The organism is Thermaerobacter nagasakiensis (genome assembly GCF_055396825.1).
The window spans coordinates 2,079,484-2,094,359 of the sequence record NZ_AP043740.1 but is presented as its reverse complement, the minus strand read 5'-3'; the positions used below and the strand labels follow the sequence as shown (position 1 = coordinate 2,094,359).

At 75.3% G+C, this 14,876-nt stretch carries 15 protein-coding genes; all 15 read left to right on the top strand.

Annotation, left to right across the window (positions count from 1 at the left end; translation table 11 throughout):
• The 15 genes from flhA to ACZ5T9_RS08860 all read left to right on the top strand — a co-directional run bounded on the left by flhA (window position 1) and on the right by ACZ5T9_RS08860 (window position 14,831).
• Entirely contained in the window at window positions 1-2,085 is a 2,085-nt protein-coding gene (flhA, locus tag ACZ5T9_RS08930) for a flagellar biosynthesis protein FlhA (RefSeq protein ID WP_464832691.1), read from the top strand.
• Entirely contained in the window at window positions 2,082-3,464 is a 1,383-nt protein-coding gene (locus ACZ5T9_RS08925; RefSeq protein WP_464832689.1) for a flagellar biosynthesis protein FlhF, read from the top strand. Before flhA ends, ACZ5T9_RS08925 begins: the two co-directional genes overlap by 4 nt.
• The gene (locus ACZ5T9_RS08920; protein ID WP_464832688.1) at window positions 3,436-4,305 is read left to right on the top strand and encodes a MinD/ParA family protein; all 870 of its coding nucleotides are present in this window, start codon (window positions 3,436-3,438) and stop codon (window positions 4,303-4,305) included. The genes ACZ5T9_RS08925 and ACZ5T9_RS08920 overlap by 29 nt, the downstream gene beginning before the upstream one ends.
• 53 nt (window positions 4,306-4,358) lie before the next feature.
• On the top strand, window positions 4,359-5,021 hold the full coding sequence (locus ACZ5T9_RS08915; RefSeq protein WP_464832687.1) for a flagellar brake protein: 663 nt from the start codon (window positions 4,359-4,361) through the stop codon (window positions 5,019-5,021).
• Between the two features lie 65 nt (window positions 5,022-5,086).
• Window positions 5,087-5,863, top strand: a complete 777-nt coding sequence (locus ACZ5T9_RS08910; protein ID WP_006904952.1) for a FliA/WhiG family RNA polymerase sigma factor — start codon at window positions 5,087-5,089, stop codon at window positions 5,861-5,863.
• Window positions 5,864-5,867: 4 nt separating this feature from the next.
• Complete coding sequence (locus ACZ5T9_RS08905; RefSeq protein ID WP_006904951.1) at window positions 5,868-6,398, top strand: hypothetical protein; 531 nt, start codon at window positions 5,868-5,870, stop codon at window positions 6,396-6,398.
• 154 nt (window positions 6,399-6,552) lie between these two features.
• Window positions 6,553-7,287, top strand: a complete 735-nt coding sequence (locus ACZ5T9_RS08900) for a hypothetical protein (protein ID WP_006904950.1) — start codon at window positions 6,553-6,555, stop codon at window positions 7,285-7,287.
• 251 nt (window positions 7,288-7,538) lie between these two features.
• Complete coding sequence (rpsB, locus tag ACZ5T9_RS08895; RefSeq protein ID WP_006904949.1) at window positions 7,539-8,240, top strand: 30S ribosomal protein S2; 702 nt, start codon at window positions 7,539-7,541, stop codon at window positions 8,238-8,240.
• A 237-nt stretch (window positions 8,241-8,477) separates the two neighbouring features.
• Window positions 8,478-9,074 (top strand): translation elongation factor Ts, encoded by a 597-nt coding sequence (gene tsf, locus ACZ5T9_RS08890; protein WP_006904948.1) that lies wholly within the window; start codon window positions 8,478-8,480, stop codon window positions 9,072-9,074.
• A gap of 197 nt (window positions 9,075-9,271) precedes the next feature.
• Window positions 9,272-9,994 carry a UMP kinase gene (gene pyrH / locus ACZ5T9_RS08885; RefSeq protein WP_464834425.1) on the top strand — a complete coding sequence of 241 codons (723 nt, stop codon included), beginning with the start codon at window positions 9,272-9,274 and terminating at the stop codon, window positions 9,992-9,994.
• Complete coding sequence (gene frr, locus ACZ5T9_RS08880; RefSeq protein WP_464832686.1) at window positions 9,991-10,545, top strand: ribosome recycling factor; 555 nt, start codon at window positions 9,991-9,993, stop codon at window positions 10,543-10,545. The genes pyrH and frr overlap by 4 nt, the downstream gene beginning before the upstream one ends.
• Window positions 10,542-11,078: a PASTA domain-containing protein gene (locus ACZ5T9_RS08875; protein ID WP_464832685.1), complete on the top strand. Its 537-nt coding sequence runs from the start codon at window positions 10,542-10,544 to the stop codon at window positions 11,076-11,078. The genes frr and ACZ5T9_RS08875 overlap by 4 nt, the downstream gene beginning before the upstream one ends.
• Entirely contained in the window at window positions 11,062-12,261 is a 1,200-nt protein-coding gene (locus tag ACZ5T9_RS08870; RefSeq protein WP_464832684.1) for an isoprenyl transferase, read from the top strand. Before ACZ5T9_RS08875 ends, ACZ5T9_RS08870 begins: the two co-directional genes overlap by 17 nt.
• Window positions 12,255-13,202, top strand: a complete 948-nt coding sequence (locus ACZ5T9_RS08865; protein ID WP_464832683.1) for a phosphatidate cytidylyltransferase — start codon at window positions 12,255-12,257, stop codon at window positions 13,200-13,202. The genes ACZ5T9_RS08870 and ACZ5T9_RS08865 overlap by 7 nt, the downstream gene beginning before the upstream one ends.
• Before the next feature lie 462 nt (window positions 13,203-13,664).
• A complete protein-coding gene (locus ACZ5T9_RS08860) occupies window positions 13,665-14,831 on the top strand; it encodes a 1-deoxy-D-xylulose-5-phosphate reductoisomerase (RefSeq protein WP_464834424.1) in 1,167 nt (388 codons plus the stop codon).
• The last annotated feature ends 45 nt before the right edge of the window (window positions 14,832-14,876 follow it).

Sequence of the window (14,876 nt, the reverse complement as noted above, 5' to 3'; positions counted from 1 at the left end):
ATGGCCCGCCCTTTGACGGGCAGGGCAGGAGGCCTGGCGGCCGCCGGGCAGTGGCTGGCCGGTTCCGCCGACGCGGTGGTGGCGGGACTGGTGGTCACCATCGTGGTGATGATGGTGGTGCCCCTGCCCACGGCGCTGCTGGATCTGCTGATCGCGGCCAACCTGACCTTTGCCCTGGTGGTCCTCCTGATGACCATGTACACCCAGGAGCCGCTGGAGATCGCCGTCTTCCCGTCGTTGCTGCTCCTGGCCACCCTCTTCCGCCTGGCGCTGAACGTCTCGTCCACGCGGCTCATCCTGCTGCAGGGCGACGCGGGGGCCATCATCCGCCAGTTCGGGCACTTCGTGGTGGGAGGCGACCTGGTGGTCGGCCTGGTGGTCTTCCTCATCCTGGTGGTGATCCAGTTCGTCGTCATCACCCGCGGGGCCGAGCGGGTGGCGGAGGTGGCGGCCCGGTTCACCCTGGATGCCCTGCCGGGCAAGCAGATGAGCATCGACGCCGACCTGTCGGCGGGTCTGATCGACGAGCAGGAGGCCCGCCGCCGCCGGCAGCAGGTGGCCCGGGAGGCGGACTTCTACGGCGCCATGGACGGTGCCAGCAAGTTCGTCAAGGGCGACGCCATCGCCGGGCTCATCATCACCGTGATCAACCTGGTGGGGGGCGTGCTGATCGGCGTCCTGCGGGACGGCCGGCCGGCGGCCGAGGCCTTGCAGGTCTACTCCCTGCTGACGGTGGGCGACGGGCTGGTCTCCCAGATCCCCGCCCTCCTCCTCTCGACCGCCACCGGCATCGTGGTGACCCGGGCGGCAGGGGACGACCACCTGGGGGGCGAGCTGCGCCGCCAGGTGTTCTCCAATCCCCGGGTGCTGGCCGTGGCGGCCGTCTTCCTGGTGCTGCTGGGGCTGGTGCCGGGGCTGCCCAGGGTGCCCTTCTTCGTCCTGGCCGGCATCGCCGCCGCCGGGGCCCGGGGGCTGCAGCTCCAGGCCCGTCGCCAGGCGGAGGAGGAGGCCGCCCGGGCGCGAGCGGAAGCAGCGGCCGCCCGGGCGGAGCCGGAGCCCGTCACCGCCGTGCCCGTCGACCCCATCGAAATCGAGCTGGGCTACGGTCTTCTGGCCCTGGCGGACGAGGCCCGGGGCGGCGACCTCCTGGCCCGCATCGCCGCCATCCGCCGGCAGATGGCCCAGGAGCTGGGCGTGGTGGTGCCCCTGGTGCGGGTCCGGGACAACGTGCTGCTGGAAAGCCACACCTATGTCATCCGCCTGCGGGGGGCCGAGGTGGGGCGGGGCCGGCTGCTGCCCGACCACTACCTGGCCATGGCCACGGGGCTGGAAACGGAAACGGTGGAGGGCATCGAGACCACCGAGCCGGCCTTTGGCCTGCCGGCCCTGTGGGTGGCGGCCGAAAACCGCCAGCGGGCCGAGCTGGCGGGTTACACGGTGGTCGACCCGGCCTCGGTGCTGGCCACCCACCTGTCGGAGCTCTTGCGGCAGAACGCCTACCGGCTGCTCACCCGGCAGGACACCCGCCAGCTGCTGGACGGGCTGCGCCAAGTGGCCCCGGCCCTGGTGGACGAGCTGCAGCAGCACCTGAGCCTGGGCGAGATCCAGAAGGTCCTGCAGAACCTGCTGCGGGAGGGCGTGGCCATCCGCGACCTGGTCACCATCGGCGAGGCCCTGGCCGACCAGGCGCCCGCCACCCGGGACACCGACCTCCTGACGGAGTTCGTCCGGCACCGCCTGGCGGCCCAGATCTCCGAGTCCCTGCCGGTGCGGGACGGCCGGCTGCGGGTCCTGGCCCTGGACCCCGCCGCCGAGCAGGTGATCCGGGAGGCCCTGCAGCAGGCACCCGGCGGCACCCATCCCGCCGTGCCCGCCGACTGGCTGGGACGGTTGCTGCGGGCGGCCCAGGCCGAGGTCCGGCGGGTGGCCGCCCAGGGGGTCGAACCGGTGGTGCTGTGCGCCCCCGTCATCCGCCTGCACCTCTACCGCATGCTGGAGGCGGCGGTACCCCAGCTGGTGGTGGTCTCCTATAACGAGCTGGTGCCCCATCTCCAGGTGGAGACGGTGGGGGTGATCCGGCCGTGAAGATCAAGCGCTTCCGGGCTCCCGACATGCGCACGGCCCTTGAGCAGGTGCGGGCCGAAATGGGGCGCGACGCCGTGATCCTGCAGTCCCGGTCCGTCCGGGGGCGGGGGATCTGGGCGTGGCTGGGGCGGGGCCGGCGCTGGGTGGAGGTGACCGCCGCCTGGGACGGGCCGGATCCAGGGTCCGGGCGGGAGGCACCCACGGGTGCCGGCTCGTCCGGCCCGGCCCTGGCTTCGGCTCCGGCCCGGGCCCCGGTCCCGGCCCGTTCCCCGGTCCCACAGGCCGCGGTGGGCGACAGCCCCGTGCCGCCTGGTGGCCTCCGCATCGACGTGGCGGTAGGGGAGGGGCCCCTGGTGCCTCCCCCAGGCGGGGCGCCGGCCCCCGCCGGCCACCCCAGGGCCGTCCAAGGACCAAGGCCGGAGCCGGTAGCCGGGACGGCGCAGCTGGAAGGGGCCAGACGGCCGCAGGCGGTGCATGCCGCCCAGGGGCCCGCGCCCCTTCGTGACGGGCCGCCAGCCTCGGCGGTCGGGCCCTTGCGGTTCCCTCCCGCGGGGCGGCCCCTGGCGGGAGTGGTCGCCGTCCTGGGACCCACGGGAGCCGGCAAGACCACCACCGTCGCCAAGCTGGCTGCCCGGGCCGTGCTGGACGAGGGCCGGGACGTGGCCCTGCTGGCGGCCGACACCTACCGTCTGGGAGCCACCCGCTCCCTGGCGGCCTACGCCGAGCTCTTGGGCTTGCCGCTGGCTGTGGCCTACTCCCCCGGCGAGGCGGCGGCCTGGGTTGCGGGCCTGCCCTGGGAGGAACCCGGCGGCGGACTCGCCCGGGCGGCGGCAGCGCCGGTGGTGGCGGCGAGCCGCGGCATCGCCGGGACCACGGCCGGGGACGAGGCGCCGGAGCCGCACGCGGGGGACCGTGGTCCGGCCGGCCCCAGGGCCCAGCCCGTTCTTCCGTCCGGGGGAGCGGGGGGCGGCCCGCTGGCGCTGGTGGATACGGCCGGGCGCAACCTGCTCCTGCCCGAGGTGGCCGCCGAGCTGGCCACCCTGCTGTCGGCGGTGCGCCCCTGGCGGGTGCTGCTGGTCCTGCCGGCCACGCTGGCACCGGCCGAGGCGGCCGCACTGGTGGCAGTGGGGCGGCAGCTGGGGGCAACGGATCTGGTGCTGACCAAGCTGGACGAGTGCCTCGACCCGGCCGCCGCGCTGAGCCGGGCCGCCCGCTGGGGCCTGCCCCTGGCCCTGGTGGGCTGCGGGCAGCGGGTGCCCGACGACCTCTTGCCCGGCACCCAACAGGTTCTGGCGTCGTGGCTGGGCGCCCGCCCAGGACAGGTGGCGGGGACAGGGGGAGGGTCAGGCCATGGCTTCAGCGGCACCGGGGCCGGCTGAACAAGCGCGGGCGGTACTGGTGGCCAGCGGCAAGGGTGGGGTCGGCAAGAGCAACCTCAGCCTCAACCTGGCCATCGCCGCCCGCCGGCTGGAACGGAGGGTGCTGCTCCTGGACGCCGACGTGGGCCTGGGCAATGCGGAGATCCTGGCCGGGGTGTCGGCACCCCTGCACCTGGGCGACGTGCTGGCGGGCCGGTGCACCCTGGAGCAGGCGGTGGTGGGCGGCCCCGGGGGCGTCGACCTCCTGGCAGGGGGCCACGGGCTGGGCGAGCTGCCGCCGGTGGACGGGCTGCGGTGGCGGCATGTGCTGGGCCAGCTGGCGGGCCGCCGCTGGGACCTGGTGGTGATCGACGGCGGTGCGGGGGTGGGAGGTCCCGTGCGGCCCCAGCTGCTGGCGGCGCGGGAGCTTTTGGTGGTGACCACGCCCGAGCCCACCGCCCTGGCCGACGCCTACGCCGTGATCAAGCTGGTGGCGGCCGGGGGGCAGGGTCTCCCGCCCCGCCTCTGGGTAGCCGTCAACCAGGTGCAGCGGGCGGCGGAGGGGCAGGCGGCCTTCGCCCGGCTGGCCAGCGTGTGCCGGCGGTTCTTGGGCGTAGAGCCGCACCTGCTCGGCCTGGTGCCTCATGATCCCCGGGTGCGGGAGGCCGTGCAGCGGCAGGTGCCCCTCCTGCTGGCGGCGCCCCACAGTCCTGCTGCCCGCGCTGTGGAAGCCATGGCCCGCCACCTGCTGGGGTGCCCTCCGCCCGCCGCCGGAGGCTTGCTGGCCTACCTGGCCCGGCTCTGGCCGGGCCGCGGGGCGCCTCCCGGCCGGGAAGCCGCCGGCGGGCCGGTCGCGGGCTAGCCCGGGCCGGTGCTGCCGGACGGCGAGGCGGGGCAAGGAGTGGGGGGAGTGGGATGGACCGGGTGGAGCCTTTGCCGCTGGAGACCAACCATCCGGTGGAGGTGACCTTCGTCGGCGAAGCGCCGCCGGGCCACGGTCTGGGGCCCTACCGCACCCACGTCCTGGGGACGGCGGCGGAGGGGCTGGTCCTGGCCCTGCCCATGGCCCGGCAGCGCTGGGTGCTGCCCCGGCCCGGCCAGGCGGTCAAGGTGGTGTACCGGGACCCCCAGGACCGGGAGGCGGCCCGGGGCCTCTTCGGCTTCGTCAGCGCCGTGGCCGGCGCCCGGGTGGAACCGGAGCCGGAGCTGGTGGTGGCCTGGCCCCGGCGGGTAGAGCGGGTGCAGCGGCGGCAGTGGGTCCGGATCGACCTGCGCCTCCCGGTGCGCATCGAGCGGCGCGGCGATCCGGCCCAGGTCGTGGAAGGCCGGACCCTGGACGTCAGCGGCGGCGGTTGCCGGGCCCAGCTGTCCCGGCCCGTGCCCCCGGGCGAACTGGTGCGGGTCGACCTGGCCTTCCCCGGCTGGGCCGCCCAGGCCACGGCCCGGGTCGTGCGGGTGGAACCCGGCGACGGGCCGGTGGTGGGCCTGGAGTTTGTGGAGATCGACCCGCGGGTGCAGGACCGGATCGCCGGGTTCATCCTGGCGGAGCAGGCCCGGCGGCGCCGGGTGCTGGGCTGAGCCCCGGCGCCGGAGCGGCCCGGGGCCCGGACCGGCCGGGGGAGGAAGCCGGAGGGGGGAGCAGGGTGTCCGCGGAGTTGAAACAGCGGCAGGAGCGGGCGGAACTGTGGCGGCGGTACCGGACGGCGGCGGATCCCGAGAGCTGGGAAGCCCTGATCCGGGAGCACCTGCCTCTGGTCCGCTACCTGGCGGGGCGGTTGGTCGTCCACCTGCCCCCCCAGGTGGAGCTGGACGATCTCATCAGCTACGGCATCTTCGGCCTGATGGAGGCCATCAAGCGCTACGACCCTTCCCGGGGGGTGAAGTTCGAAACCTACGCCTACACCCGGATCCGCGGCGCCATGCTGGACGGCCTGCGGGCCATGGACTGGGTACCCCAGGGCCTGCGCCGGCGGGCCCGGGAGGTAGAGGCCTGCTACCGGCGGCTGGAGAACCGGCTGGGCCGGCCTGCCGAGGATGCCGAGGTGGCGGCGGAACTGGGGCTGACACCTGATGAATTCGGCGAGCTCCTCAAGGACCTGGCCCGCACCACCGTGATCTCCCTGGACGACGTGCTGCGCAGCGAGTCCGACGACCCGGCGGCGGTGCTGGACCGGCTGGCCGATCCCGGGGCGGCCGACCCCTTGGCGGCCGCCACCCTGGCCGACCTGCGCCAGCGCCTGGCCCAGGCCCTGGCGGTCCTGCCCGAGCGGGAGCGGCTGGTGATCACCCTTTACTATTATGAAGGCTTGACCGTCAAGGAGATCGCCGAGGTCATGGGGGTCAGCCCGTCACGGGTTTCCCAGCTGCACACCCGGGCCATCCTGCGCTTGCGGGCCCGCCTGGGCGGGGACGGGGGGTGATGGGGTGAGCATCGGCGGGCTGGACGGGCCCCACGCCATCCAGTCGGCGGCCGAGGCCCAGCGGCTGCAGCGCCAGCCGGCCGAGGCCGGACGCGGGGAGGAACAGGCCCAGCGCTTTGCCGCAACCCTGGACGAGGCCCGGCGGCGCCGCCAGGTGAGCGGGGCCGGCGCCGGGGAGGCGGCAGGGCGGGCCGGGCACGAACCCGGATCCGGCGGCTCCGGGGCGGCCGGCGCCGGTGGCCGGCCCCGGCGTCCCGGGGAGGGTGGGGGCGGGCGCTCGGGAACGGGTCACCGGGGGAATGGCCGGCGGTCCGGCGGCAGGGGCCGGCCGGCCCCGGACCCGGACGAGGGGGAGGCTCCGGGCGGAGCCGAGGGCGGGGCGGCCATCCCGGCTCCCACCGGTCCGGTGCCCGGCGCCAGGGCCGAGCCGGCGGCCGCCGGCGGAGGAGCTCCGGCGCCCGCAGCGGCCCGGGGGAAGCGCCCGGTGCCCGAGGATCTTCCACGGAAGGGCCTGAAGCTGGATCGCACGGTGTGATCCCGAGCCGGGGCGGGCCTCCACGACCCTGCCCCCGCCGCCCGTTCCCTGCCCGTCGCCGGCCACCGGGCCCTCCCGGCCGGGTCGACCTGCCTGGGCCGGCCGCATAGGCCGGGACAAGGCTGGCATACTATGCCAGGCAGGGGGTGAGGGGATGCGCGGCTTCTGGCTGGGCTTCACCTGCGGCCTGCTGGTGGCCGCCCTGGTGACGGCGGCCGGGATCCAGCACCTGGTACGCCGGGGCCTGACGGTGGAGGTGGAAGCCGGGCCCCTGGCCGCAGCGGCCGAGGCGGCGGTGCAGGAGGCCGTCCGCCGCCAGCTGCCGGCCGTGATGAACCCCCTCAAGGAGCAGCTGCCTGCCGCCATCGCCGCCCAGCTGGCTTCCCGGCTGCGGGAGGCCGGCATCATCGTCTACGGGGTGCGGCTGGAGCTGCCGCCTGAAGCGGCGGCCGCCCTGGAGCGCCACCTGGAGGAGGAGCTGCGCCGGCAGCTCGGCGCCCAGCTGGATCCGCAGCAGCTGGCCGCCTGGTCCGGGCCGTGGAGCCGCCAGCTGGGGCGCCAGCTGGTGGACGGCCTGGCGACCCGCCTGGCCCAGCAGCCGGTGCCCGTTCGTCCGGTGAACCGGCTGCCCCTGGCCATCCCCGTTTACATCCGCCTGAACACCGGCTCCCCGCCGCCGGCCTACGGTGGGGCGGAGCCCGCGGCTCCCGCCGGCCGCCGGTCCCCAGGCGACACCCGGGTCCGGGAGGCGTCGCCTGCCCCGCCGGCCTCCCGGCCGTGGTCCTCCTGGTCCTGGTCACTCGCCCCCGGTTCCACCCCGCAGGGCGGGACGCCCGCCCTGATGGTCGGGGCGGCGGCGCCCGCCGGCGGTCCCCAGCCCCTGCGCTAGCCCCTTCGTTGGCGCACCGGAAACCCTGTGATATACTACCGAACGGCTTGCGCCCGGACACCGCCGTGGCGGCAGCAGCCCCGCAGTGCCTGCCGGGGCTGGTGGACCGCACCGGGAGGCCGGTGAACCGGTGGCAGGCACATCACACGCCCCCGGAGGGGTGCGGCGGTGCCGGCTGGCGGCGCAGCGGCGCGCCGGTTCCGCACTCCGGCGAGGGGGGCGGAGGAACCAACCGCGAGGAGGTGAGGCCGGTGCCGGTCGTGGCCATGAAGCAACTGCTGGAAGCGGGTGTGCACTTCGGCCATCAGACCCGCCGGTGGAATCCCAAGATGCGCCCCTACATCTTCATGGAGCGCAACGGGATCTACATCATCGATCTGCAGAAGACGGTGCGCCTCCTGGACGAGGCGTACCACTTCGTCCGCGAGCTGGTCGCCCAGGGCGGCCGCATTCTTTTTGTGGGGACGAAGAAGCAGGCGCGCGAGGCCATCGCCGAGGAGGCCACGCGCTGCGGCGAGTTCTACATCAACGAGCGCTGGCTGGGCGGCACCCTGACCAACTTCGCCACCATCCGCACCCGCATCGACCGGCTGGCGGAGCTGGAGCAGATGGAGGCCGAGGGCCACTTCGACCGGCTGCCCAAGAAGGAAGTGGCGCGCCTGTTGCGGGAGAAGGAGAAGCTGGAGAAGTACCTGGGCGGTATCAAGGGCATGAAGGACCTGCCCGACGCCGTCTACGTGGTCGACCCCCGCAAGGAGAAGATCGCCGTCTCCGAGGCGCGCAAGCTGGGCATCCCCGTGGTGGCCATCGTGGACACCAACTGCGATCCCGAAGAGGTCGACTACGTGATCCCCGGCAACGACGACGCCATCCGCGCCGTCCGGCTGATCACGGGCAAGATCGCCGACGCGGTGCTGGAGGGCAAGCAGGGCGTCCAGGTGGTCGAGGCCTGACCCCGGGCGGCCGGCCACCCCGGGCCTGCCGCCGGCGGCGGGGTCCCGGTGGGGCCGGGCCGGCACGGCGACGGGACGGGTTGCGCCGGCCGGCAGCAGGGCGCTCACGGCTCGTGAGGCAAGCGGACCCGGCCGGAGGAACCGGCGGGCCGGAACCGGCGGAGGCACGCCGCCACGGCTGTGCCCCGGTTCCGGCCCCCCGCCCGGCAGGGGAGCAGGGGAGGAAGGAGGCCATCCATGGCGGTCAGCGCAAAGCAGGTGGCGGAACTGCGGGCGCGCACCGGCGCCGGCATGATGGACTGCAAGAAGGCCCTGGAAGAGGCGGGCGGTGATCTGGACAAGGCGGCCCAGCTGCTGCGCGAGTGGGGGATGGCGGCCGCCGCCAAGAAGGCCGGCCGGGAGACGGCGGAAGGCCTGGTCCACGCCTACATCCACGGCCAGGGCCGCATCGGCGTGCTGATCGAGGTGAACTGCGAGACGGACTTCGTGGCGGCCACCGACGACTTCCGGCAACTGGTCCACGAGCTGGCCATGCAGGTGGCGGCCACGGCGCCCCAGTACGTGCGGCGCGACGACGTGCCGGCCGAGGTGGTGGAGCAGGAGCGGGAGGTTTTGCGCCGCCAGGCCGAGGCCGAGGGCAAGCCGGCCCACATCGTCGACAAGATCGTCGAGGGGCGGCTGGACAAGTTCTTCAGCCAGGTCTGCCTGGAGGAGCAGCCCTACATCCGCGACGACTCCATCACCGTGGGGGACCTGATCAAGCAGGCGATCGCCAAGCTGGGTGAGAACATCCGGGTGCGGCGGTTCGTCCGCTTCGAGCTGGGCGGCGCCTGAGGCGGGCCGGCCTGCCCGGCGGGCTCGTCCCGTTCCGGGTGGCCCGGCGGCGGTGGGAGAAAGGTCGGGGAGCCGTGGAGCGCAGCCAGACCGAGGGACAGCCATCCCGCCCGGCGGGGAGCGGCGCGGCCGGGCCGGTCCAGGCCCGCGGGGAGGGCCGCCCGGAGGGCCGCCCGGACAGCCGGCCGGACAACGGCATGCCGCGCCCCCGCTATCGGCGGATCATGCTGAAGCTGTCAGGTGAGATGCTGGCCGGCGGCGGGTTCGGCATCGACCCCGATGTCGTCGACTCCATCGCCCGCCAGGTGCGGGAAGTGGTCGACCTGGGCGTGCAGGTGGCCATCGTGGTGGGCGGTGGCAACATCTGGCGCGGCGTACAGGGCAGCGCCAAGGGCATCGACCGGGCCACCTCCGACTACATGGGGATGCTGGCCACGGTGATCAATGCCCTGGCGCTGCAGGACGCGCTGGAGAAGCACGGTGTCGACACCCGGGTCCAGACGGCCATCGAGATGAAGGAGGTGGCCGAGCCCTACATCCGGCGGCGGGCCATCCGCCACTTGGAGAAGGGGCGGGTGGTGATCTTCGCCGCCGGGACGGGGAACCCGTACTTCTCCACCGATACCACGGCGGCGCTGCGGGCCGCCGAGATCGAGGCGGAGATCTTCTTCAAGGCGACCAAGGAAGACGGCATCTACGACGCGGACCCGCGCCTCGACCCCAACGCGCGCAAGATCGACGAGATCGACTACCTGGAGATGCTCAACCGCGGCCTGCGGGTGATGGATTCGACGGCCACGTCCCTGTGCATGGAGAACAACATCCCCATCCGGGTGTTTGATCTCAGCGTCCCGGGCAACGTGCGCCGGGCCGTTCTGGGCGAGAACATCGGTACATACGTCAGGGGGGAGCCCCGGTGATCGAGGACATCCTCCGGGAGACCCGGGAACGGATGGAGGCGCGGGTGGAGAACTTCCGCCGGGAACTGGCCGGGGTCCGGGCGGGCCGGGCGACGCCGGCCCTGCTGGAGAAGATCCGGGTCGACTACTACGGCACGCCGATGCCCATCCACCAGCTGGCCACCATCACCGCACCGGAGCCGCGGATGCTGGTGGTCCAGCCCTGGGACAAGGGTGTGATGGGCGAGATCGAGCGGGCCATCGCCAAGTCGGACCTGGGGGTGAACCCCTCCAGCGACGGCCAGGTCATCCGCATCGTGCTGCCGCCGCTGACGGAGGAAACCCGCAACGAGCTGGTCAAGCGGGTACGCAAGATGGCGGAGGAAGAGCGGGTGGCCGTGCGCAACCTGCGCCGCCAGGCCAATGAGGACCTCAAGGACCTGGAGGACGAGGGCGTTTCCGAGGACGAGATCCGCCGCGCCCAGGAAAAGGTGCAGGAGCTGACGGACCGGATCATCGCCCGCATCGACCAGCTGCTGGCCGCCAAGGAGAAGGAGATCCGCGAGGTGTGACGCCGTTGCAGGACCTGGTGGGCCTGCCCCTGGCGGAAGCGCGCCGGCGCCTGGCAGGGGCAGGTCTTTCCGTTACCGTCACGGTGACCGCCGCGCCGGAGGAACCGGCCCGGCGCCGGGCCCGCCAGGTGGGCCCGCGGCTGACCCTGTGGCGGGTGGTGCGGGCGGAGGCGGGCGAGGCGCCCGGCCAGGTGCGCCTCCTGGTGGCGGCCTTTCCCCTCCCGCCCCTGCCGCGGGCGGACCTGGAGGCCGCCCTGGGCCAGGCGGCCGCCGGGAGCTGGGGGCCGCCCAGCGGGGGTTCGCCGGAAGCCGGTGCGCCCGGCGGGGCGGGTGCCGCCAGAGTGGACGGGGGCCCAGGCCCGGTCAAGGCGGGCCCCGCGGAGACGGCCGCCCCGCGGCCGGGTGGAGCCGGCACCGGCCCCGGGGCGCCGCGCTCCGGTCGGGGCGGGGCGAGGGCCGCAGAGCAAGGGAGCGGGACCGGGCGGGACGCAGCCGGGAGAGAAGGAGAGGGAGCCGGTGACCGATCCCGTTGAGCGGCAAGGCCGGGCAGCGCCCCGGCCGGAGGAGGTGGAACTGCACCGCCGGATCGACCGGGTGCGGGCGCTGGGCCGGATGCCGCGGCACGTGGCCATCATCATGGACGGCAACGGTCGCTGGGCCCAGCGCCGGGGCTGGCCGCGGGTGGCCGGCCACCGGGCCGGAGTCGAGAGCGTGCGGGAGATCGTGCGCTTCGCCGGGGACATCGGCCTGGAGGTCCTGACCCTCTACGCCTTCTCCACGGAGAACTGGCGGCGGCCGCCGGCCGAGGTCCGCGCCCTGATGGGCCTCCTGGTGGAGCACATCCGCCGGGACCTCAACGAGCTTCACCGCAACGGCGTGCAGATCCGGGTGATCGGCGACCCCGCGGGGCTGCCGGCGCTGCCGCGGCGGGAGGTCTTGCGGGCGGTGGAGACCACCCGCCACAACCGCCGCATGGTGCTGGTGCTGGCCCTCAACTACGGCGCCCGCTGGGAGCTGGCCCGGGCTGCCCGGCTGGTGGCCGAGCGCGCCGCCCGGGGCGAGATCGATCCTGCGGCCATCGACGAGACGGTCCTGGCGGCCCACCTGCAAACGGCGGACCTGCCCGACCCCGACCTCTTGATCCGGCCCAGCGGCGAGTGGCGCATCTCCAACTTCCTGCTCTGGCAGATCGCCTACAGCGAGCTCTGGTTCACCCCCGTGGCCTGGCCCGATTTCCGCCCCGTGCACCTGGTGGAGGCCATCGAGGACTTCGCGCGGCGGGAGCGGCGCTTCGGGGGCCTGGGTCCCGGGGCGGACGCCCGGACCCGGGGCGGGGCGCAGCCCGGCCTGGCCGGTGACCTGGCCGGCGAGGGGGAGCATTCCTCCGGCCGGCCGGCGGCGCCCGGCGCGGCAGGTACGGCGGACGCTGCGGGGCCGCAGGGGGCAGGTCCGGCGGCGGGCCCGGCTGGCCCCGCGGCGCCGCAGCGGGCAGCGGGCCCGGCGGCGGGGCCGGACGCGGCTGCCGGGGAGCGGGCGGTGCCCGGTGGGGACGGTGCGGTGCTGCAGGCCGGCCGCCCCGCAGCGGGCAACGGTGACGGCGCCGTGTCGGCCGGCGCCGGCGCCGGCAGCCGGGCGGCGAGGGGCGGGAGCTCCCGGCCGGGAAGCGGTGGGGGTTCCCGGCCCGCAAGCGGCGGGGGCGCAGCCGCTCCATGCTGAAGGCGCGGGTCGTCACCGCCGTCCTGCTGTTGCCGCCGGTGCTGTGGGCCGTCGCCCGGGGCGGGCCGGCCCTGGCTGCCCTGCTGGCCGTGGTGGGCCTGCTGGCGGGCTGGGAGGCCGCGGGCCTGCTGGCGGCAGGGACGACCGGCGGGCGGCGGGCCGCACCGGCGGAGCGGTGGCCGCCGGCCCGCCACCGGGCTGCCCGGCCGGCCGCGGCGGTGCGCGGTGCCTGTGCCCTGGGCGGGGCCCTGCCGAGCGTAAGCCTGGCCCTGCTGTCCGGTCCGGCTGTGGCCGCCATGGCAGCGGGCGGGGCTGGGGCGGTCATGGCGGCCGCCCTGGCGGCCGCCATGACCGCCGGGTTCCACCGCGCGGGACCTGGGTCCGGCGGGACCAGGCCGGGGCCCGGCGGGGGCCTGCCGGGGATGGGGAATCCCGGGCAGGGCGGCTCCGTCTTTGCCGCCTCAGCCCGGGCCGCCCTGCTGGCAGCGGCCGTCACCCTCTGGGTTGGGGTGCCCCTGGCCCATGCCCTCTGGCTGCGCCGGGCGGGGGTGGCCTGGTTGCTGGTGCCGCTGGTGATCCTGTGGGTCCAGGACATCGCCGCCTTCTTCGTCGGCCGGGCGGTGGGCCGCCACCGCATGGCGCCGCGCATCTCCCCCGGCAAGACCTGGGAGGGGGCAGCGGGTGGCCTGGCGGCCGGTCTGCTGGTGGCCATCGCCCTGGCCGGCCTTCTGGACGTGGACCCCGCCGGCCTGGTGCCGGCGGCCGCGGCCGTGGCCGCCGCAGGCCAGGCGGGTGACCTCTTCGAATCCTACTGGAAGCGGCGGGCTGGCCTGAAGGACTCGGGAGCGCTGCTGCCGGGGCACGGCGGCATGCTGGACCGGATCGACAGCCTGCTGCCGGCTTTGCTCCTCTTCAACTGGTGGATGCAGCCGTGGCGGTAGCCGGGGCGGAGACCGTCGCGGCCACCCGATTCCTGCCGGAGGCCCCGTCCGGGACGGGGGTGGGAGACCGCCGCGAGGATCGGGGGAGTCCGGCGGGAGGACCCCCTGCGCGGGGGTTCGGAGCGGCCGCCCGCCGGTGTCCGGTGGCAACCGGCTCCGGCAAGTGGCGGGCGACGGAGCCCCGGGATCCGGGGCGGCGGCGGCTGGCGGGAGCATCCAGAGCCTGGCGGGGAACCCAGGGGGGAGGCGGAAGGACCGTTGAAGAGCGGAAGGCCGGTGGTGGCGGCGGGCCGGGGGGCGACGGAACCGGCCGCGGCGCCCGCTGCGGGCACCGCCCAGCCGCCCCTGTCGGAACCGGTTTGGGGTGATGCAGGGCCGTCCGGCTCCGGTGGAGGAGGCAGGCCCCTTGCGGGCCGGCGGCGGGACCGCGGCACGCCGGACGAAGCCGGCGCCGAGACGGGCGTGGTGATCCTGGGCAGCACCGGGTCCATCGGCCGGCAGGCGGCCGACGTCATCGCCCGGATGCCGGGCCGGCTGCGGGCCGTGGGCCTGGCCGCGGGGCGCGACGGGGCCCGCCTGCTGGAACAGGTGCGCCGCCTCAAGCCCGAGGTGGTGGCCCTGGAGGACCCGGAGGCCGGTCGCCGCTGGAAGCCGGTTCTCGAGCGGGAAGGGGTCCGGGTCCTGGTCGGACCGGGCTCGGCCGAGGTCCTGGCCACCTGGCCGGGCGCCCGGCGCGTCCTTTCCGCCATCACCGGCGCCGCCGGCCTGCGCCCTACCCTGGCGGCCCTGGAGGCGGGCCGGGACGTGGCCCTGGCCAACAAGGAGTCCCTGGTGGCGGCAGGCAGCCTGGTCACCCGGCTGGCCGCCGCCCGCGGCGCCCGCCTGCTGCCGGTGGACAGCGAGCACTCGGCCCTCTTCCAGTGCCTGCAGGGTCGCCGGCCCGAGGAGGTGGAGCGGCTCATCCTCACGGCCTCGGGCGGCCCCTTCCGCGGCTGGAGCCGGGAGGCCCTGGCCCGGGTGACCCCTGCGGAGGCGGTCCGCCACCCCAACTGGGCCATGGGGGCCAAGATCAGCGTGGACTCGGCCACCTTGATGAACAAGGGCCTGGAGGTCATCGAGGCCCACTGGCTCTTCGGCCTGCCCGCCGACCGTATCGCTGTGGTGATCCACCCCCAGAGCATCGTCCACGGCCTGGTCGAACTGGTGGACGGGGCGGCCGTGGCCGTTCTGGCGCGGCCCGACATGCGCCAGCCGATCCAGTACGCCCTGTGTTATCCTGAACGTGGACCCCGGCTGGTGGAGCGCTTGGATCTGGCCGCCGCGGGCATGCTGACCTTTGAAGAGCCGGACACCGGGAGCTTCCCCTGCCTGGCCCTGGCCTACCAGGCCCTGGAGGCAGGGGGAACGGCACCGGCCGTGCTCAACGCTGCCAACGAGGAGGCGGTGGCCGCGTTCCTTGCGGGGAAGCTGCCCTTTCCGGGCATCGCCGAGACGGTGGCGGCGGTGCTGGACCGGCACCGGCCCCGGCCGGTGACCGGCCTGGACGACGTACTGGAAGCCGACGCCTGGGCCCGGGCGGAGGCGCGGGCCCTGCTGGCAGGGGCATGGGAAGCGGGGCGGGCGGAATAAGAACGGGCCGGGGCGCCTTCCGCTCCCCGGGGCAGGGCCGGAGCA

Bases quoted from the DNA above. Each gene is read 5' to 3' on its own strand.
- tsf (WP_006904948.1), top strand. From the start codon at position 8,478: ATGGCGGTCAGCGCAAAGCAGGTGGCGGAACTGCGGGCGCGCACCGGC.
- ACZ5T9_RS08865 (WP_464832683.1), top strand. From the start codon at position 12,255: ATGCTGAAGGCGCGGGTCGTCACCGCCGTCCTGCTGTTGCCGCCGGTG.
- pyrH (WP_464834425.1), top strand. From the start codon at position 9,272: ATGCCGCGCCCCCGCTATCGGCGGATCATGCTGAAGCTGTCAGGTGAG.
- ACZ5T9_RS08915 (WP_464832687.1), top strand. From the start codon at position 4,359: ATGGACCGGGTGGAGCCTTTGCCGCTGGAGACCAACCATCCGGTGGAG.
- ACZ5T9_RS08920 (WP_464832688.1), top strand. From the start codon at position 3,436: ATGGCTTCAGCGGCACCGGGGCCGGCTGAACAAGCGCGGGCGGTACTG.
- ACZ5T9_RS08900 (WP_006904950.1), top strand. From the start codon at position 6,553: ATGCGCGGCTTCTGGCTGGGCTTCACCTGCGGCCTGCTGGTGGCCGCC.
- flhA (WP_464832691.1), top strand. From the start codon at position 1: ATGGCCCGCCCTTTGACGGGCAGGGCAGGAGGCCTGGCGGCCGCCGGG.